The 19,999-nt window shown below is 63.3% G+C and carries 10 protein-coding genes; 2 read left to right on the top strand and 8 right to left on the bottom strand.

Annotation, left to right across the window (positions count from 1 at the left end):
* Positions 1-325: 325 nt before the first annotated feature.
* From RXV79_RS13290 to RXV79_RS13325, 8 genes are all read right to left on the bottom strand, one after another.
* On the bottom strand, positions 326-7,393 hold the full coding sequence (locus tag RXV79_RS13290) for a calcium-binding protein (RefSeq protein ID WP_316697980.1): 7,068 nt from the start codon (positions 7,391-7,393) through the stop codon (positions 326-328).
* Positions 7,394-7,753: 360 nt separating this feature from the next.
* Positions 7,754-9,199, bottom strand: a complete 1,446-nt coding sequence (locus tag RXV79_RS13295) for an HlyD family type I secretion periplasmic adaptor subunit (RefSeq protein ID WP_316697983.1) — start codon at positions 9,197-9,199, stop codon at positions 7,754-7,756.
* The gene (locus RXV79_RS13300; RefSeq protein ID WP_316704110.1) at positions 9,196-11,349 is read right to left on the bottom strand and encodes a type I secretion system permease/ATPase; all 2,154 of its coding nucleotides are present in this window, start codon (positions 11,347-11,349) and stop codon (positions 9,196-9,198) included. The genes RXV79_RS13295 and RXV79_RS13300 overlap by 4 nt, the downstream gene beginning before the upstream one ends.
* Positions 11,350-11,634: 285 nt before the next feature.
* Positions 11,635-12,357, bottom strand: coding sequence for a hypothetical protein (locus RXV79_RS13305; RefSeq protein WP_316697985.1), 723 nt, complete (start codon positions 12,355-12,357; stop codon positions 11,635-11,637).
* Between the two features lie 331 nt (positions 12,358-12,688).
* Positions 12,689-13,351: a hypothetical protein gene (locus tag RXV79_RS13310; protein WP_316697986.1), complete on the bottom strand. Its 663-nt coding sequence runs from the start codon at positions 13,349-13,351 to the stop codon at positions 12,689-12,691.
* 260 nt (positions 13,352-13,611) lie between these two features.
* Positions 13,612-13,893 (bottom strand): hypothetical protein, encoded by a 282-nt coding sequence (locus tag RXV79_RS13315; protein ID WP_316697988.1) that lies wholly within the window; start codon positions 13,891-13,893, stop codon positions 13,612-13,614.
* A gap of 524 nt (positions 13,894-14,417) precedes the next feature.
* The gene (locus RXV79_RS13320) at positions 14,418-15,539 is read right to left on the bottom strand and encodes an ABC transporter substrate-binding protein (protein ID WP_316697990.1); all 1,122 of its coding nucleotides are present in this window, start codon (positions 15,537-15,539) and stop codon (positions 14,418-14,420) included.
* A gap of 14 nt (positions 15,540-15,553) precedes the next feature.
* A complete protein-coding gene (locus RXV79_RS13325; RefSeq protein ID WP_316697992.1) occupies positions 15,554-16,525 on the bottom strand; it encodes a tripartite tricarboxylate transporter substrate binding protein BugE in 972 nt (323 codons plus the stop codon).
* Between the two features lie 274 nt (positions 16,526-16,799).
* On the opposite strand from RXV79_RS13325, the gene RXV79_RS13330 reads away from it, so the two are divergent.
* Positions 16,800-18,647 carry a sensor histidine kinase gene (locus tag RXV79_RS13330; RefSeq protein WP_316697996.1) on the top strand — a complete coding sequence of 616 codons (1,848 nt, stop codon included), beginning with the start codon at positions 16,800-16,802 and terminating at the stop codon, positions 18,645-18,647.
* Positions 18,644-19,996, top strand: a complete 1,353-nt coding sequence (locus tag RXV79_RS13335) for a sigma-54-dependent transcriptional regulator (protein ID WP_316697999.1) — start codon at positions 18,644-18,646, stop codon at positions 19,994-19,996. Before RXV79_RS13330 ends, RXV79_RS13335 begins: the two co-directional genes overlap by 4 nt.
* Positions 19,997-19,999: the final 3 nt, after the last annotated feature.

Here is a 19,999-nt window from a genome sequence, read left to right on the forward strand (position 1 = left end):
GCTCGAGCTGGTCAATTCGCTTCCCGAGCGCCGGCTCGACCGTTTTGGCTGCGGCCGGGGCGTACGCAGCCGACCTCGCTGCCTAAACTGGATGCTGGCGCCCTGCTCTGCTTGCTGTTTCGCGCACATCGTTCCCTGTCCTTCCACCTGGTCATACGGGCTGATCACAACGCGCCGCCATTGCATCCGTTTGAGCCGTCGACGACCCGGCCCGTGGCATGTACTCGCCACGGGCCGTCTTTCTTCTCGGCCGCGTCCCCTCGACTGCCATCAGCTCCTCTGGGACGTATCGAGTTCCGCCAGATTGAGACCTTCCACCTCTAGCTCAAGGCCCCCAATTCGCCGCAATGACGGGCACCAAAGTCTCCTGATAGTTCGAAGGTAGTGTGGTTTGCCCGGCAGCAGGCGGCGCGAATGAGGCCATGGCATTCACTAGATCCTGTACCTTCGAGTCGAGCAGAGTCAGACCGTCAGAAGACTTGAACTGCTCGACATGGTATTGGTTGCCAAGGTACCAGTTCTGCACCGTCAGCTTGTCCGTCGTGCCGATGATGCTGACCTCCAGATTGTTGCTAACCCTGCGAAACCAAAGTCGGTCGGCGGATACCGCGTCGAGCATTTGCACCACGTCCGTGTTCCCAGCGGTTGCATCAACGTCCGTGATGACGTCTGAACCGCCACCTAAGCCGAAGCGATAAGTGTCGCTGCCAATCCCGCCATCCATGGTGTCGTTGCCTTCGCCACCATCAAGGATGTCATTTCCATTGCGACCATAGAGAAAATCGTTGCCCGCGAGGCCGGTTAGTACGTCATCAGAGACATAGCCGGTGATGGTGTCAACGCCAGCTGTGCCTTGCAGCACCATGGTCTTGACCGTGGCCACGTCCCAGCTGGTCCCGTCTTCGAAGCGGATCTGCTCCAGGGCATAGCCCTGCGTGCCGAAGCCATCGTTGTTGAAGTAGTTCGAGATGATGACCTGGTCGGTGGTGCCGTTGATCCGCACGACCAGGTTGTCGCCGCTGCGGGTGAGCGTGACGTCGCTGGCCAGCACGCCGGCCTTGAACTGCAGCACGTCTTGCTTGCCCACCGTGGGGTCAGCGTACCCGCTGTAGCCGTCGGAGCGGTTGCTGATCGTGTCCTGCCCGTCGCCACGGCCGAACAGGTAGGTGTCGCTGCCGTAACCGCCCACGAGGGTGTCGTTGCCAGCACCACCGTCGAGCACGTCGTTGCCACCGTTGCCGCCGTACATGCCGTCGCCGTACAGGTTGTCGTTGCCCGCCCCACCCATGAGCGTGTCGGCACCAACCCCGCCGGTCAGCGTGTCAGCACCTTCACCACCCAGCAGCACGTCGTTGCCGTTCTCGCCATTGAGCGTGTCGGCGCCGTCACCACCGTCCAGCGTGTCGTTGCCGTCACGGCCGTACAGCGTGTCATTGCCGGCCAGACCCGCAATGGTGTCGTCGGTGGCATAGCCGGTGATGGTGTCAACGCCAGCTGTGCCTTGCAGCACCATGGTCTTGACCGTGGCCACGTCCCAGCTGGTCCCGTCTTCGAAGCGGATCTGCTCCAGGGCATAGCCCTGCGTGCCGAAGCCATCGTTGTTGAAGTAGTTCGAGATGATGACCTGGTCGGTGGTGCCGTTGATCCGCACGACCAGGTTGTCGCCGCTGCGGGTGAGCGTGACGTCGCTGGCCAGCACGCCGGCCTTGAACTGCAGCACGTCTTGCTTGCCCACCGTGGGGTCAGCGTACCCGCTGTAGCCGTCGGAGCGGTTGCTGATCGTGTCCTGCCCGTCGCCACGGCCGAACAGGTAGGTGTCGCTGCCGTAACCGCCCACGAGGGTGTCGTTGCCAGCACCACCGTCGAGCACGTCGTTGCCACCGTTGCCGCCGTACATGCCGTCGCCGTACAGGTTGTCGTTGCCCGCCCCACCCATGAGCGTGTCGGCACCAACCCCGCCGGTCAGCGTGTCAGCACCTTCACCACCCAGCAGCACGTCGTTGCCGTTCTCGCCATTGAGCGTGTCGGCGCCGTCACCACCGTCCAGCGTGTCGTTGCCGTCACGGCCGTACAGCGTGTCATTGCCGGCCAGACCCGCAATGGTGTCGTCGGTGGCATAGCCGGTGATGGTGTCAACGCCAGCTGTGCCTTGCAGCACCATGGTCTTGACCGTGGCCACGTCCCAGCTGGTCCCGTCTTCGAAGCGGATCTGCTCCAGGGCATAGCCCTGCGTGCCGAAGCCATCGTTGTTGAAGTAGTTCGAGATGATGACCTGGTCGGTGGTGCCGTTGATCCGCACGACCAGGTTGTCGCCGCTGCGGGTGAGCGTGACGTCGCTGGCCAGCACGCCGGCCTTGAACTGCAACACGTCTTGCTTGCCCACCGTGGGGTCAGCGTACCCGCTGTAGCCGTCGGAGCGGTTGCTGATCGTGTCCTGCCCGTCGCCACGGCCGAACAGGTAGGTGTCGCTGCCGTAACCGCCCACGAGGGTGTCGTTGCCAGCACCACCGTCGAGCACGTCGTTGCCACCGTTGCCGCCGTACATGCCGTCGCCGTACAGGTTGTCGTTGCCCGCCCCACCCATGAGCGTGTCGGCACCAACCCCGCCGGTCAGCGTGTCAGCACCTTCACCACCCAGCAGCACGTCGTTGCCGTTCTCGCCATTGAGCGTGTCGGCGCCGTCACCACCGTCCAGCGTGTCGTTGCCGTCACGGCCGTACAGCGTGTCATTGCCGGCCAGACCCGCAATGGTGTCGTCGGTGGCATAGCCGGTGATGGTGTCAACGCCAGCTGTGCCTTGCAGCACCATGGTCTTGACCGTGGCCACGTCCCAGCTGGTCCCGTCTTCGAAGCGGATCTGCTCCAGGGCATAGCCCTGCGTGCCGAAGCCATCGTTGTTGAAGTAGTTCGAGATGATGACCTGGTCGGTGGTGCCGTTGATCCGCACGACCAGGTTGTCGCCGCTGCGGGTGAGCGTGACGTCGCTGGCCAGCACGCCGGCCTTGAACTGCAGCACGTCTTGCTTGCCCACGGTGGGGTCGACACTGCCTCCCCATGCATCGGCGTAGTTGCTGATCGTGTCTTGCCCGTCGCCCCGACCGAACAGGTAGGTGTCGCTGCCGAAGCCACCGACAAGGGTGTCGTTGCCGGCGCCTCCGTCGAGCACGTCGTTGCCACCATTGCCTCCGTACATGCCGTCGCCGTACAGGTTGTCGTTGCCAGCCCCACCCATGAGCGTGTCGGCACCAACCCCGCCGGTCAGCGTGTCAGCACCTTCACCACCCAGCAGCACGTCGTTGCCGTTCTCGCCGTTGAGCGTGTCGGCGCCGTCACCACCGTCCAGCGTGTCGTTGCCGTCACGGCCGTACAGCGTGTCGTTGCCACCCAGACCTATCAACACATCGTCTGTGGCATAGCCAATGAGAGTGTCGTTTCCCGCCGTGGCTTGCATCATCGCTTTGACCGTGGCCACGTTCCAACTGGTCCCGTCTTCGAAGCGGATCTGCTCCACGGCGTAGCCTTGCGCGCTGACGCCGTCTCCGACGAAGTAGCTGGAGATCGTGACCTGGTCGGTGGTGCCGTTGATCCGCACGACCAGGTTGTCGCCGCTGCGGGTGAGCGTGACGTCGCTGGCCAGCACGCCGGACTTGAACTGCAACACGTCTTGCTTGCCCACCGTGGGATCGGCACTGCCGCCCCATGCATCGGCGTAGTTGCTGATCGTGTCTTGCCCGTCGCCCCGACCGAACAGGTAGGTGTCGCTGCCGAAGCCGCCCACGAGGGTGTCGTTGCCAGCACCACCGTCGAGCACGTCGTTGCCACCGTTGCCGCCGTACATGCCGTCGCCGTACAGGTTGTCGTTGCCCGCCCCACCCATGAGCGTGTCGGCACCAACCCCGCCGGTCAGCGTGTCAGCACCTTCACCACCCAGCAGCACGTCGTTGCCGTTCTCGCCATTGAGCGTGTCGGCGCCGTCACCACCGTCCAGCGTGTCGTTGCCGTCACGGCCGTACAGCGTGTCATTGCCGGCCAGACCCGCAATGGTGTCGTCGGTGGCATAGCCGGTGATGGTGTCAACGCCAGCTGTGCCTTGCAGCACCATGGTCTTGACCGTGGCCACGTCCCAGCTGGTCCCGTCTTCGAAGCGGATCTGCTCCAGGGCATAGCCCTGCGTGCCGAAGCCATCGTTGTTGAAGTAGTTCGAGATGATGACCTGGTCGGTGGTGCCGTTGATCCGCACGACCAGGTTGTCGCCGCTGCGGGTGAGCGTGACGTCGCTGGCCAGCACGCCGGCCTTGAACTGCAACACGTCTTGCTTGCCCACCGTGGGGTCAGCGTACCCGCTGTAGCCGTCGGAGCGGTTGCTGATCGTGTCCTGCCCGTCGCCACGGCCGAACAGGTAGGTGTCGCTGCCGTAACCGCCCACGAGGGTGTCGTTGCCAGCACCACCGTCGAGCACGTCGTTGCCACCGTTGCCGCCGTACATGCCGTCGCCGTACAGGTTGTCGTTGCCCGCCCCACCCATGAGCGTGTCGGCACCAACCCCGCCGGTCAGCGTGTCAGCACCTTCACCACCCAGCAGCACGTCGTTGCCGTTCTCGCCATTGAGCGTGTCGGCGCCGTCACCACCGTCCAGCGTGTCGTTGCCGTCACGGCCGTACAGCGTGTCATTGCCGGCCAGACCCGCAATGGTGTCGTCGGTGGCATAGCCGGTGATGGTGTCAACGCCAGCTGTGCCTTGCAGCACCATGGTCTTGACCGTGGCCACGTCCCAGCTGGTCCCGTCTTCGAAGCGGATCTGCTCCAGGGCATAGCCCTGCGTGCCGAAGCCATCGTTGTTGAAGTAGTTCGAGATGATGACCTGGTCGGTGGTGCCGTTGATCCGCACGACCAGGTTGTCGCCGCTGCGGGTGAGCGTGACGTCGCTGGCCAGCACGCCGGCCTTGAACTGCAGCACGTCTTGCTTGCCCACGGTGGGGTCGACACTGCCTCCCCATGCATCGGCGTAGTTGCTGATCGTGTCTTGCCCGTCGCCCCGACCGAACAGGTAGGTGTCGCTGCCGAAGCCACCGACAAGGGTGTCGTTGCCGGCGCCTCCGTCGAGCACGTCGTTGCCACCATTGCCTCCGTACATGCCGTCGCCGTACAGGTTGTCGTTGCCAGCCCCACCCATGAGCGTGTCGGCACCAACCCCGCCGGTCAGCGTGTCAGCGCCTTCCCCGCCCAGAAGAACGTCGTTGCCGTTCTCGCCGTTGAGCGTGTCGTTGCCGTCGCCTCCATCGAGCAGATCGTCACCCGATTTAGCACTAAAAACGTTTGAGCTAGCGTCACCAAAATAGATATCGGCGCGGCTACTGCCGACGGAGACTGCCGGGCTATATAGATCAAGTGACAGAAGCTCTGCGCGGAGTGCGGATTCCGCACCCAAAGAATCAACCCATGAACGCAACAGCCCGACAGCATCGAACCCAGTAAGTTCAAGGGCTCCGTTCGCATACTTCGTTAGTTCAATCAGATCAATCAGCGCCTTGCGCTCATCAGCCAATTTTTGGTCATCAAGCTTCCCGCTTAGAGTCGAGGTGTCGAAGTGCAGTCCCGCTTGGTCAACAACAGGAGTGATGCAGTCGAGGTATGGTTTAAGGCGCGTCTGAAGTACCAATGCCTCATAAACTGAACTCGTGAGCGCCTCATACGCTTGGTTAATCGAATGGATCTGTTGCGTAGCAAGCGTGATCCACCAATTGACCTGAAGTCCCGGTGCCAACATGCCGCCACCGCCGCCTCCTCCACCGCCGGACGATGAACTGGCGCTTCCCCCTCCGGTCCCCTGCGTCGCCGTAAAGTTGATAAAGCGTTGGCCATTGAACGCCTCCAAAATCGCGAGCCTGCGAAAGACCTCCAGCCCCGCATCGTTTAACACCTTCGCGGATTGCTGACCTGCCTGAATGTACGTGTAGTACTCATTGCCCTCCAGACCGATGCCAACGCCCTGGGTATACGACGTCGGGCTCATCGTTTCATAGAAGATCGGGTCAACCGTGGAGTAGCGATACGTGGCACTGCTGCTCGTTTGGGATACCAAAGTCGCTTGCACGGCTCTATGCCAACGGTCATCAAAGCGCCCGCTCGTCTTTGCCCATAGTTCAACTAGGGCGTCAACTTCGGCAAGTTGCTCGTCACGACTGCTTGCAGCCGAGTACTGCGCGACCTTGCTTGCAAAGCTGGCGGCCGCCGTGGTGCTTAGGCTCATTGCCTCGCGCAGGTCTCGAAGCCATCCAGAGCCCTGCATTTGGGCAGCCGTTCGCGCCTGGGTGGTCAAGGGAATGACATCCCCAAACTCCCTATAAAACGGGTTGTCGGCTAGGTTCAAATTGCTCGCAGTTAGATCAACACTGTCTATCTCTGTGATGCTCCCGTCGGCGCGGGAAACTGTGGCTTGGCCCGTCACCGTGTTCCCATTGTTGAGATTGATGGTCGTCGTGGTCGCTGTCAGGGCGATCGATGTGATGCCCTGCTCTGCCAATGAAATCAGTTCGCTAGTTTGGCTTATGCCGTCTTGGTTGATGTCTCGCCACAGTCTGACGTTGACGAACTCCGCGTCTCGCTCGTCAAAGACTCCGTCGCCGAAGCCTGCAGAACCTGCACTGCCATCACCTATGTCCAGCGCCCGCAACGCCTCAAAGCCGCTTGTGGCATTGCGTGAGAACGTTGTCGGCTGTGTACTTCCTGGCAGTGTCTCCGTAACCGAAATTTGTGTGTCTGCGCCGAAAAGCTCCCGGCCACTGTCGATCGTGCCGTTGCCGTTGCGGTCAAGCACTAGCCAGGCATCGTCGCCCTGGAGCCAACCGGTACCCGTCTTGATGCCGTCGGCGTTGTGGTCGAAAAGGATCGGAGCGCCGGACGCGGAAATGCCCACTGTTTCAATCCCGTCCCCATCCAAATCGATGGCCAATGGATCCCGTCGGGGCGGTGTTAGCGCCTGTTGCCAGTTGCCGTTTACCGATGGATCAATCTCCGCACCAGGCCACGGCATGCCAGTGGCTGGGTCTCCCGCAATCGGAAAATCTATACCGTCGCGGAAGCGATCCCAAAAGGCCGGGTCTGTAATCATGTCTCGAATGCCCGGGTCCGAGAGAGCACCAGCCGTTATTGCAACAGCAGTCATCCCCAGGACGACCGGTAAGCTCACCGTAGCACCAACGGCCATTCCCGCAAGAGACATCGCGGTGATAATTTTTGAGGCTAGATCTAAACAGCGCGCGTCAATTTGCACGGTGCCGCCGTCGCCGAAGGGCACGAGTCTTGGCTCTCCACCCAGTGCAGATGCAGAAAGTAGCGCATTAATAACAGCGTTCGGTAGCACGACGGCGGGCCCGACGATCGGGGCGGCCACGGCAACCAATAAGCCGTTTCCGGCAGTAACTACCGAAACGCTTCCAGAATCATATATGGACATAGATCACCTAGATTTTTAGGAGCCAGAACAAGAAAATCACCAGCCAAACGAAAGTCAAGGCAGAAATTGCTCTCCACCGATATATCGAAGCTCTGTAAGCGAATCGATCGACGAGCCGCGCAAGTGCTGCGACGATCCCTTTCTTGGTCGCCAGCCTTTGTTGATACTTTTCGTGCACTATCGTTAGTTCTTCTCGTGGCGGATAAAGAAACGAAACGGAGACAGCACAGAATATGACCACAAGCAATACAAAGAGCAGTACCGGCATATTAAAAAACTCCCCAAGGTAATTGGGTTTTATCTTTCTCCAAGACTCTCGCTCACGGTCCTTTGCAGCGGACTCAACAAATAGTCGAACACGCTTCTTCGACCGGTTTTGATCTCCGCAGTGAGATTCATTCCAGGGCTTAGATGGATGCGCTTCCCGTCCACGAGGATGTCGTTGTCCCTGAGCGTCAGCGTGGCCGGGAAGATGGCGCCGCGCTTTTCGTCGTTCACCGCGTCAGCAGTGACGCTGTACACGTTCGCTTCGACCGTACCGTAGCGCGTGAAGGGGAAGGTTTCGAGCTTAATCGCCGCGATCTGCCCCGGATTGACGAAGCCGATGTCCTTGTTGTCGATCACCACCTCGGCGGTCACCTGTGCGTCCTTGGGCACGATGACCATCAGCACCTGGGCCTCGGTGACCACGCCACCCTCGGTGTGCACCGCCACCTGCTGAACCGTGCCGGCCACTGGGGCGGTGAGCTGCGTCAGCCGGGTGCGCTGCTCGGTCTTGCTGCGCTCTTGGGTCAGCTGGATGCGCTTGGTGCTGGCCTGGGCCTGGCGGTCATTGAGGGTGCGCTGGGTTTCGGCGAGGTAGGCGCTTCTGGCGTTGTCGCTCTCGGTCAGCGCGGCCTGAGCTTCGGCCAGGCGGGCTTTCTGGGTGGCGAGGTCACGCTCCTGTTCGATGCGCTCGCGGGTGCGGTCTTGCCGGGCGTGGTCGGAGATGAAGCCTTCGCTGGTCAGGCGCTTGAAGTCGGCTTCGCGCTGCTGGGCCAGCGGCAGTGTGGCGTCGAGCTTGGCGATGGTTTCCTGGACGGTGGCGATCTCGGCTTGGCGCCGTGCGTGTTCGGCCCCCAGCTTGGCGAGCTTGGCGTTGATGTCCTGCCATTCGGCTTGCAGCTGGGCCTGGTCGCGGCCGCTGGCGCCTTTCATGACGGGCGCGTGGCCCGCCTTGAGCGCTGCCAGCAGCGCCGTCGTCCGATCCTCTTCGGAGGCCGCGGAGGCAAGTTGCTCTTGCACGCTGGCACCGTCAGCAGCAGCCATGGTCGGGTCCAACTCCACCAGCACCTGGCCGGCTTTCACGAGATCGCCGTCCTTGACCAGCACGCGCTTGACGACACTTCGCTCCAGGGGCTGCAGCGTCTTGGTGCGGTTGCTGACGACGATGCGGCCGGGGGCCACGGCCACGATGTCGACTTGGCCGAAGATGGACCAGACGAGGGCGATCAGGAAGAGCGCACAGATGACCCAAGCCACGCGCCGCGGTGCGGGGTGAGCGGGGGTCTCCTGCAGGCTTAAAGCGGCTGGCAGGAAGGCGGCCTCGTCGGCCATACGCCTGGGGCCGGTCATCTCATGCCGCAAGGCCCAGGCGGCTTGCAGCACGGCCTTGTAGCGGGCGAGCAGTTCGAAGGCTGGGTGGCGCGGTAGTGGCGCGGCTTCGTTGGCAGCTTCGCTGGCGACGTGGTGGGCGGCGCTCATGGCTGGCTTCCGGCCTGCATGGCCCAGAGGTGGGCGTAGAGGCCCTTCGGGTTCTTGAGCAGCTCATCGTGGGAGCCTTGCTCGACGATGCGTCCCTTGTCCATGGCGATGATGCGGTGGGCCTGGCGAACGCTGCTTAGGCGGTGGGCGATGATGATCACGGTGCGGCCCTGGCAGATGCCAGCCATGTTGCGCTGGAGGATGGCTTCGCTCTCGTAGTCGAGGGCGCTGGTAGCTTCATCCAGGATGAGCACTCGGGGGTTAGTGAAGAGCGCTCTGGCGATCGCGATGCGCTGGCGCTGCCCGCCGGAGAGGCTGCTGCCCTGCTCGCCGACGATGGTGTCGTACCCCTCGGGCAGCTCGCTCACGAAGTCATGCGCCCCAGCTAGCGTGGCGGCGTGCATCACGGCTTCGATGGGGGCTGCCGGGTCGGTGATGGCGATGTTCTCGCGCACGCTGCGGTTGAAGAGCAGGTTCTCCTGCAGCACGACGCCGATCTGCCTTCTGAGCTGGGCGGCATCGATCAGGCTGATGTCGATGCCGTCGACGAGCACCCGGCCCTGCTCGGGGGTGTAGAGGCGCTGAACGAGCTTGGTGAGGGTGCTCTTGCCGGAGCCGCTGCGGCCGACGATGCCGATCACTTCGCCGGGGCGGATCTGCAGGCTCAGGGTGTGCAGGACCGGGGGCGCTTCGGGACGGTAGCGGAAGCTGACCTGGTCGAACTGGATGGCGCCTTTGAGCGGGGGCAGCTGCGCCGCGGCAGCAGGCGGCACTTCAGTGCGTGTGTTCAGGATGTCGCCCAGGCGGGCCATGGAGATGCCGGTCTGCTGGAAGTCGGTCCAGAGCTGCGCCATGCGCATGATGGGCTGCGCGACGCGCTGGGCGAACATGTTGAAGGCGACGAACTGGCCGACGCTCAGCTGCTGGTCCATCACGAGACGGGCGCCGTACCACAGGGTCGCGGCACCGACAAGCTTGCCAATGAGGTTGATGCCTTCGTGGCCGTAGCTGGCCAGCGTGCTGGTCTTGAAGCTGGCTGAGACGTAGGCGGCGAGCTGGTCGTCCCAGCGCTTCGCAGTGGCGGGCTCGAGGGCGCTGGCCTTGACGGTCTGGATGCCGGTCACCGCCTCCACCAGCAGGGCCTGGTTCTCGGCGCCGCGGGCGAATTTCTCGTCGAGGCGGGCGCGCAGGATGGGGACGAGGATGACGCTCAGCGTAACGTACAGCGGCAGGCTGGCCAACACGATCAAGGTGAGCGGGACGCTGTAGAAGAGCATCACCGCGATGAAGATCACCGAGAAGGCGATGTCGAGCACGATGGTGATAGCGTTGCCGGTCAAAAAACTGCGGATGTTCTCTAGCTCGCGCACGCGGGCTACCGAATCACCCACTCTTCGGGCCTGGAAGTAGGCCAAGGGCAGTTGCAGCAGGTGGCGGAAGAGGCGTGCGCCAAGTTCGACGTCGATGCGGCTCGTGGTGTGGCTGAAGACGTAGGTGCGAAGCGTGGTGAGCACGCTTTCGAAGAGGACCACAACGACAAGCCCGATAACCAGCACGTCGAGCGTGGAAACGCCCCGGTGCACAAGTACCTTGTCCATCACGACCTGGAAGAACAAGGGGCTGATGAGGGCGAAGAGCTGCAGGAACAGCGAGACGAGCAGCACTTCGCCGAGCAAGCGCCGGTATTTCACCAAGCTGGGAATGAACCAGCTAAAGTCGAACTTCGCGAGAGCGCCCGTCAGGGAGGCGCGGCTAGCGATGAGGATGAGCTGACCGCTCCACTCCTCGGTAAAGACGCCCACCGGCTCGATCGTCGGCCGGCCGCCGGGCTCTTGCAGAAGCACGCGCTGACCGTCGCACTGGGCAAGGACAACTGCGCGGCCATCGCGCGTCAGCGCGATGGCCGGTAGTGGGGAAAGGCTGAGCCGATCAACGGTGCTGCGGGCGAGTTTGGCCTTGAGGCCGAGGTGCTTTGCAGCCAGCAGCAGGTCAGCCGCTGAAGGGGAGTAGCTTGGTGTCCAGCCGAGCTGATGGGCTATGTGAGCCGGATCAGCGGCCACGTGATGCAGACGGGCCACGAGGCAAAGCGCCCCCAATGACGCCTGCCTCGCTGGCGCATTCCCATTGTCTGCCGCATCTGACTGCGGCAGTGCGCGTTCAACACGCAGCTGCGCTTCGCCCCCCCCTCCCAGTACAGCCACACCGGCCTCCCTTTAAATCTTTGCGGGCATTGTGCCGTGGGATCGCCCCATTGAATGCCCCCTTTGGAGGGCTAAGCTGCCGAGCGATACCCTAGTGACAATCGCATGCAGGGGAAGACAGCAGTCGCGGGACTTCGGTTGAGCGAAGGTCCGGTGTCGCACTCACTGCCGTCCATTAATACGATTGACCAATGACTCTGGCCAGTCGAGGCTGTGTGAAAACCCCCTGAGCGATTAGCGCCCTCCTGCGTAGAGTGAAGACCCGTCGCGGCAAGCTGCCAAGTGGGCTAAGGCGTTGTCGAGATAGAGCAGATCGACTAAGGCGAAGCGGAGCTCTGGAAAAAGGTTGACCGGGTAGTCCGCTTCAGGCTTCGGTGGTGACGGGTAAACCTTCGGGACTTCAGGTGGGCCGCTGATCGCATCCCACAACACGATCAAGACGTCGTTCGCAGCAACCTTCTTGGAGACGACCAGTCGTCGACTGAGTACAGCGCCGGAGCCAACGTCCACAAGGCGCAGCTCGGAGAGTCGATGTAATGGCGCGGAGATCTCCCCGCGCTTCGGCGCAGGAAGCGTGCAACGGGCATTTACGTCGAGGTCAACTTCGTCCAATTGCCAGACTTTGTATGGACCGAGCAGACGTTTTGATTCGCCGTCTCCTTCTGCATAGTCTTGAGCTTGCCCGGCCGCTGGTCCGTAGCTATCGCGCACCCACCTCGAAAGGTGTCTGGGAAGATAGGCCTCCTTCATCCACTTCTTGAAAGCGCGGAAGCCGCGATCGCCGGAGGTGAAGGGGTAGTCCTCTGCGCCCAGACCACAATCTTCTCGACAGGCGTCGAGAAAGTCTTTGTGCGCATTCCTGAACCAGTGCGGTGGCGACCCGAGCTTGTAGCGCGCCCGCAGCAGCAGGCGCTTCTCAAATGTTCTTTCAAGTTCCGAGTGATCGACGAACAGCATCCTGAAGACGCCAGCCCCCGGGTTTCCGTGCTTTGAAGCGGGCTGCTTACGCTTGTATTCACCTACCCTTGAGCCCAACTTCAAAGCGCGAGCTCCCTGGATGCGACCATCGGGATGAGGCGCAATGCAGCGCTTAAAGAGGACACCAAATCGTTGGCGTGACATCTTCGCCTGCGCGACAACCATCGCGATTGGTTGGTCGTTCAGGTAGTGCTCGACTGCTCTTGCCAAGCGCTCATAGCGAAGTTGATCCCTTCCCTTAAGTAACTGGGCATCGACGCCGGGCCAGTCTGCAAAATTGCTGTACTCAGCCCTCCAATCCTCAGAACCGTCAAATCGAGATGATGGTCTTCGTCCCATAGGGCACCTCGGACAGGTTCAGTTTGACGGTTCCATCTGCAAAAAGTCGGAGTAGCGCCGCTTCCACACGGATGCTGACGTCTACAGTCGATTGGGTTTGCGCGCGCGACAGGAGAAGCGCCAGTTTCATTTCCGGCTCTTCCTGCAAGGCGTGCAAGGTCGCGCGTTGCTCGGCCGCCAGGTCAACGTTGACGTGCATCGCCAACGTCTGTCGGACGTGGTCCAGGTTGGCCAGCAACACCTGATTGCTGCGAATGGTGTCCCGTGCTCTCACCGAAACTTGGACCGGATGACTTTTCTCAAATGGGACGACCGCTTCGAGATCGCAAGGCTCTACGCTTCCCTTCGCGACAACCCACTCGACGATGCGTGAGCCTTTCTCGTTGCGGAACGCAAGCGCCGGCTGAGATTCGGTCCGCTTGCCATTTCGCATCTGCGCAAGCCGCTTGGGCCTGATGTCCAAGTCTTGTATGGCCGCGTCGAATCGACGCAGCAACCAGTTGTCGTATTGAAGTTCTGTCTTGAACGCCACGATGTCGGCGCTGACAGGGTCGAGCGCCTCGACCATGCCGTTTGGAAACGCCTTGTACCGTTTGCGCAAGCCGCCGAAACTGCGACCACGGTCAAACCACATGTTCCGCTCCTTTCAGAGCTGGACGGTGGAGTGACAGTGGAATGAAGCGCTGGCTGCTGCGAACGAAATACTTCGCGCAGGCGCCCTCCTTCGGGATGCCGAATGTGCTCAAGACAAACTCCTGGACGGTCCCGCAGCGAGCTGGGGACGAGTTGACCTAGTAGCCGTCTGAAGCCATACTGAGAGTGCTTAGGAGCTCAGTAATGTGCTTCGGGACGGCCACCTTTCCTTCGGGACTGGTGGCTTTCTTTTTTGGCGATTCACATAGTTGACGTCACTCCTGATTCCTTCGCTTGCGAACGCGATTCAGACGCCAATCGTTCGGCAATCTCAGCGATTTCGGAAGTCAACGCGAAGATGCCCGGACGGCCGCCGAGCTTGATCGGCGTGAATGGCAACTGGCCGCGAGCCTTGGCTGCTGCAAGCGCTCCTCTCGTCGGGTAGTACAGAACCTTGCAGATCGCAGCACTGTCAAGGAACGGGCCGTATTGCTTGAGCAGTAGTTCTTCTACGAGGCTGACGCATCCGCTGTCTGTGCTCATGACGTCGAGTCGTTACTAGTCGATCTCCGTCGAAGATATTCCAGCGCAATTGCCTTGTGAAGTGCCGCATCGGCGCGCCGATTTGCACAGACGCAAGGCGCATACGAATCGCAGGCGATTGTGTGAAACGGCGACCTTTAAGAAATTCGCTGTCTAACGCGATAGCGTCTACTTCAGAGGCGGGGCTATGTACCGTTCTAGGTCAATACATTGATATTGACTGCGGCAGGACAAAATATTTTGTAACCACCGCGTCGATTGGTTGTTATGGAAATGGATTCGTCGCATGTGGGCTTCCTGGAAACGAGATCCGTGATTTACGGGAGCGCCGTCAACGGGTTTGCCCCGCCTCGACTAGTAGGAAACCCGGTGCGATCGGTTAGGACATTCCATGTGAATCAAGGACTTACCTTCTGCGATCCGACAACGGATTCGCTGAGGTCACCCAGGCTCGTCGGCCGCCGAGGCGAGACTTGCCCCCGCGCCACCGAGCCTGCCATGCAAAGACTGCCGCGGGAACGCCGCTAGCGCGTGAACCTGCCGTCGGCGGCGATGATGGACAGGTCGACGAAGTCGAAGCCGGTGTGGTCCGTGGGCGAGTAGGAAAGTTCGAGCCCGCCGATGTCGAGCCGCTGCATGCCCTCCAGCGCGCTCAGCAGCGACGCCCGCGTGGGGCTTCGCCCTGCCCGCTTGATCGCCTCGACCAGCACCTTCGCCGCAGCAAACCCTTCCAGCATGGCGGGCGACAGCTCTGTGTTGCCACGCCCTTTGGCCAGCTCGAGCGCGTGCCGCACGAAGCGGGGCCCGGAGGCGCGCTCATACGGGAACACCTGCGTCACGATCGTGCCTCGCGCGTTCTCGCCCATCTGCTTGATGAACGCGCCCGAGGCGTTGTTCGACAGGGTGACGATCTGCGCCGACGAGCCCGCCGTGCGGATGGCCTTCGTCGCATCGACCACCGCTGTCGCCGAGCCGATGATCAGCACCGCCTGCGCGTGCGTGTGCATCACTTTCGACGCCACGCCGGAGAACGCCGGGTTCTCGCGCTCGAACTCGTGCACGACGACCGGGCTCTTGCCGATGTTCTCGAAGCCCTTCAGTGCGCCGAGCACGGCATCGGCGCCGAACGAGTCCTTCACGTGCAGCACCGCCACGCGGCTCAGGCCGATCACGCCCAGGTGCTCGATCGCCCGCATAGCTTCGCGTTGATACGTGGCCCTCACGTTGAACACATACGGGTGCGGCGGCTGGTGCAACACCATGGCGCCCGTGGAAGGCGCGATCAGGGGCACCCGGTGCTTCGCGAGATGCGGCAACACTGCCTGGGTGTGCGGCGTGCCCCGAGTCAGGAAGAGCGCGAGCGCGCCTTCCTTGACGATCAACGCTTCCGCGTTGGCCGCCGCGAGCCGGGGGTCGAACTTGTCGTCCAGCTGAACCAGGCGGATGCGCTGGCCGTTGACACCGCCGCCTGCGTTGACGAAGTCGAGGTACAGCTTGGCGCCGAGCGACAACTCTTCGACGCTGCCTTTCACCTGGCCGGTGAAACCGCTGGTCTGGCCGATCACGATGTCGGCTCTCGCGGCCAGCGCGCACAGGAGCATCGCCAGTGCGGCCGCGGCCTTCAGCACGATCCGTTGGTACAGCATGGGGGCCTCCCGCTTCAGTCGAGCTTGAGCTTTTGCTGCTCGACCACGCGCTTGTAGACCGCGTACTCGGCCTTCGTTTCGGCGGCGAACTGCTCAGGGGTGTTGCCGATGACGATCGAGCCGGTCTCCTCGATGCGCTTGCGCGTGGCCGGGTTCTCCAGCGTCTTCTTGACCGAGGCATGCAGCTTCGCCACCACCGGGCGCGGCAGGTTCTTCGGGCCATGCAGGCCGTAGTACGCCATGCGGTTGACGGGCTCCAGCCCCAGTTCCTTGAAGGTCGGCACGTTGGGCAGCATGGGCAGGCGGTTGGGGGCCGCCACGGCCAGCGCAAGCAGGCGGTTGTCCTTGATGAAGGGCAGCGCCGAGGGCAGGTTGTCGAAGATGATCGGCACCTGCCCCGCGATGGTGTCGGTCAGCGCCGGGCCTGCGCCGCGATAGGGAATGTGGGTGATGAAGGTGTTGGTGATCGACTTGAACAACTCCATCTGCAGGTGCCCGATGCCGCCGGCGCCCGAACTCGCGAACGAGTACTTGCCAGGGTTGGCCTTCACGAGCTGGAGGAAGGCCTTGAAGTCCTTCGCGGGAAACGAGGGGTGCACCGCCAGCACGTTGGGCGTGGCCGCGATGTTGATGATCGACGTGAAGTCGACCGTCGGGTCATAAGGTGTCTTGGGGTTGAGCGACGGCACGGCTGCCGTCGTGGAGACGGTTGCGATCCCGACGGTGTAGCCATCGGCCTGCGACCTGGCGATCTCGGTGGCGCCGAGCATGCCGCCGGCCCCTCCCCTGTTTTCCACGATCATCGGTTGGCCGAGCGACACCTGGATCTGGTCGGCCACGACGCGCGCAATGATGTCGGTGGTGCCGCCGGGCGCGAACGGCACGATCACGCGCACCGGCTTGTCGGGGTAGTCGGCCACCGCCGCCAGAGAGACGCTTGCCAGCGCCGCTGCCAAAAAGATTCTTGTCGTGCTTTTGAGAGTCATCGTTTGTCTCCGAGTGAATGACGCGGCCTCCATTGCATCGGCCGTGCCAAGCGCCGCAAGCGTGAAGCAGCTCGCGCTTTCCCTGGTGAGGTGAGAACTCGTTCGCGTTTTGGCGCGCCGCCCTGGCTGGAAATCCGCACGGCCGGAGCCTGCGATTGCGGATGTCCGGAATGCAAGGCCCGCCCGTTCTTCACGCCGCGTAAGTAGCTTCCACGACGCGCCACCGAACGAACGGCTCAACACTCCCCGTCACCGACACATGCGCTGCAGGCCAATGCTTTCGCATCACATCACCGTGGGCCACGTGAGCCACCCGACCAAGGGCTGGCCTCGCTTCTCGTGGACGGTGCTCGCCTTCATCGGGTGTGTGGCGCTCGGGCTCTTCGCGTATCGCTTCCTCCTCGAAAGCCGCCTGCAGGAGCAGCAGCGCAGCGGCGCCAAGCGGCTCGAGTTCTTCACCCTCACGCTCGATGCGGTGCTCACGCGACACGAGGTGCTGCCTGGCGTGCTGGGGCTCGAGCGCCAGCTGTCGGCGGTGCTCGAGTCACCCGACGACAGCACCCGCAACGCGGCGAACCTCTTTCTGCAGGCGGCCGCCGCGAAGGCGCAGGTGAGCGCCGCATACCTGATCGACGACTCTGGCATCACGCTGGCCGCGAGCAACTGGAACCAGAAGACGAGCTTCGTCGGGCGCGACTATGGCTTTCGCCCTTACTTCCTCGACGCGCTCGACGGCCGCCTCGGCCGCTTCTACGGCGTGGGCGTCACCAGTGGCGAAGCGGGCTACTTTCTCGCCACGCAGATCCGCACGCTGCGCGGCGCGAGCGGCGTGATGGCGGTGAAGGTCACGCTCGAGGGCTTCGAAGAGGCCATGCGCCAGAGCGGTGAGACCGTGCTGCTTGCCGACCAGGAAGGCGTGGTGTTCCTCAGTTCGGCGCCGGAGTGGAAATACCGCGCGCTCGGCCCGCTGTCGGAATCGGTGCGCGAGCGCTTCCGGCAGACGCGCCAGTACGGCGACGCCCCGCTGCAGCCGATTTCCGACCGGAAAGAGGCGCTCTCGCCCTTCGGCACGGTCGCGTTGACGCGTGGCGGCACGACGCGCGATTACAGCGTCATCAACCACCCCATCGGTCCGCTGGGGTGGCAGATGATCCTGCTCATGGACCCACAGGAAGCGCATCGCGCGGCCTTGACCGGCGCGCTCGTCGTGACGCTCAGCGGGGGGCTCGTGCTGGCCCTCGCCGTGCAGTGGGACCTGCGCCGCCGCAGGCGCAGCGAGCGCCGCGCCGCGGAGGCCCGGCTGCATGCCGCCCATGCCGAGCTCGAAGGGCGCATCGCACAGCGCACGCTGGCCCTGTCGGACGCGAACGCGCAGCTCGAGCGCAAGGTGGCCGAACTCAAGAGCGCCGAAGCCATCGTGCGCGAGACACAAGACAAGGCTGTCCAGGCAGGCAAGCTCGCCGTGCTCGGTCAGCTGTCCGCCGGCATGAGCCACGAGCTCAACCAGCCCCTCACCGCCCTGCTGACGCTCTCGGGCAACGGCGCGAAGCTGCTGGGCAAGGGCCGGATTTCCGAAGCGCAGGAGAACCTCGCGCTCATCAGCGAAGTCGCCGCGCGGATGGGGCGGACCATCACACAACTCAAGGCGTTCGCACGCAAGGCGCCCACGTCTGCGCAGCGTGTGGATGTGGCCAACGCGGTGTCGCAGGCGGCGATGCTGGTCGAGCCGAGGCGTGAGGAATTGCGCGCCACCATCGACCAGCACGACGTGCCGCCCGAGCTCTGGGTCAAGGCCGACGAAACGCGGCTGGCGCAGGTGCTGGTCAACCTCTTGCGCAACGGGCTCGATGAAGTGGCGCGTCAGGAAACGCGGCACGTCGCGGTCAGCGCCGAGCGCGCCGGGCCGCGCGTGATCCTGCGCGTGCGCGACTCGGGGCCGGGCATCGCGCCCGACGTGCAGCCCCATCTCTTCGAGCCCTTCTTCACGACGAAGCCTGCCGGCGAAGGGCTGGGCCTGGGGCTCGCGCTGTCGCTCGGCATCGTCGAAAGCATGGGCGGCCGGCTGCGGGCCCACAGCACGCCCTCGGGCGCCGAGTTCTCCATCGAGCTGGAGGCGGCATGAGCCAGCTTGCAGCGTCGGTCATGCTGGTGGAAGACGACGCGGTGGTCCGCAAGGCATGCGAGCAGGCCCTGTCGCTCGCGTCGATGGCGGTGCGCAGCTTCGCCAGTGCCGAGGCCGCGCTGGAGGAGTTCCACCGCGTGCAGCCGACCGTGGTCGTGACCGACGTGCGCCTGCCCGGCATCGATGGCCTGAAGTTCCTGGAGGAACTCCGCGGCCGCGACAAGGGCCTCCCCATCATCGTGGTCACCGGCCACGGTGACGTCGGCATGGCGGTCGAGGCGATGCGCGACGGGGCTTACGACTTCATCGAGAAGCCGTTCTCGTCGGAGCGCCTGGTCGAGTCGGTGCGGCGTGGCCACGAGCGCTACTCGCTCATCGCCGAGAACCGACTGCTGCGCGAGCGGCTGCCGGCGGCGGGAAAGTCGGCCCTCATCGGGCAGAGCAGCGCCATCCTGCAGGTGCGCCGCCTCGTCAGCGCCCTGGCGCCGACTGACGTCGACATCCTCATCGTCGGCGAGACCGGCGCCGGCAAGGAGGTGGTGGCCAAGGCCCTGCATGACGAGAGCCGGCGCACTGGCCACTTCGTCGCCTTGAATTGCGGCGCCCTGCCCGAGTCGGTCATCGAGAGCGAGATCTTCGGCCACGAGGCGGGCTCTTTCACCGGGGCCCACAAGCGGCGCATCGGCAAGATCGAGCACGCCAACCGCGGCACGCTCTTCCTCGACGAGATCGAATCGATGACCCCGGCGATGCAGACACGCCTGCTGCGCGTGCTGCAGGAGCGTGAGATCCAGCGCCTGGGAAGCAACGAGTCCATTCCGGTCGACTGCAGGGTGATCGCCGCCGCCAAGGGCGACCTGAAGCGGCTGTCCGACCAGGGCCAGTTCCGCGCCGACCTGTACTACCGCCTCAACGTGGCGTGCATCGAGATCGCACCGCTGCGCGAGCGCCTGGACGACATCCCCTTGCTGGCTGCGCATTTCATCCAGTGCGCAGCCGAGCGATACCGCGTCGAGCCGCCCGAGCTGACGGTGGAAGTCATCATGCGCTGGCAGCAGCACCATTGGCCCGGCAACGTGCGCGAACTCAAGAACGCTTCGGAACGCTTCTGCCTCGGCATCGACGACGGCGTGGCCGCGGCCAAGAGCACCGGCTACTCGCTGGCCGCCCGGATCGACGTGCTGGAGCGCTCGATGATCAGCGAAGCCTTGCGCAACACGGGTGGCAACGTGGGCAAGGCGGCCGACCTTCTGCAGATGCCGAAGAAGACGCTCTACGACAAACTGCACCGCCACGCGCTCGTCGCGGCTGATTTCTCGCCCGAGCCCGGCAAGAGCGGCGCGCGCTGAGCG

Source organism: Piscinibacter gummiphilus, assembly GCF_032681285.1.
Classification (GTDB): domain Bacteria; phylum Pseudomonadota; class Gammaproteobacteria; order Burkholderiales; family Burkholderiaceae_C; genus Rhizobacter; species Rhizobacter gummiphilus_A.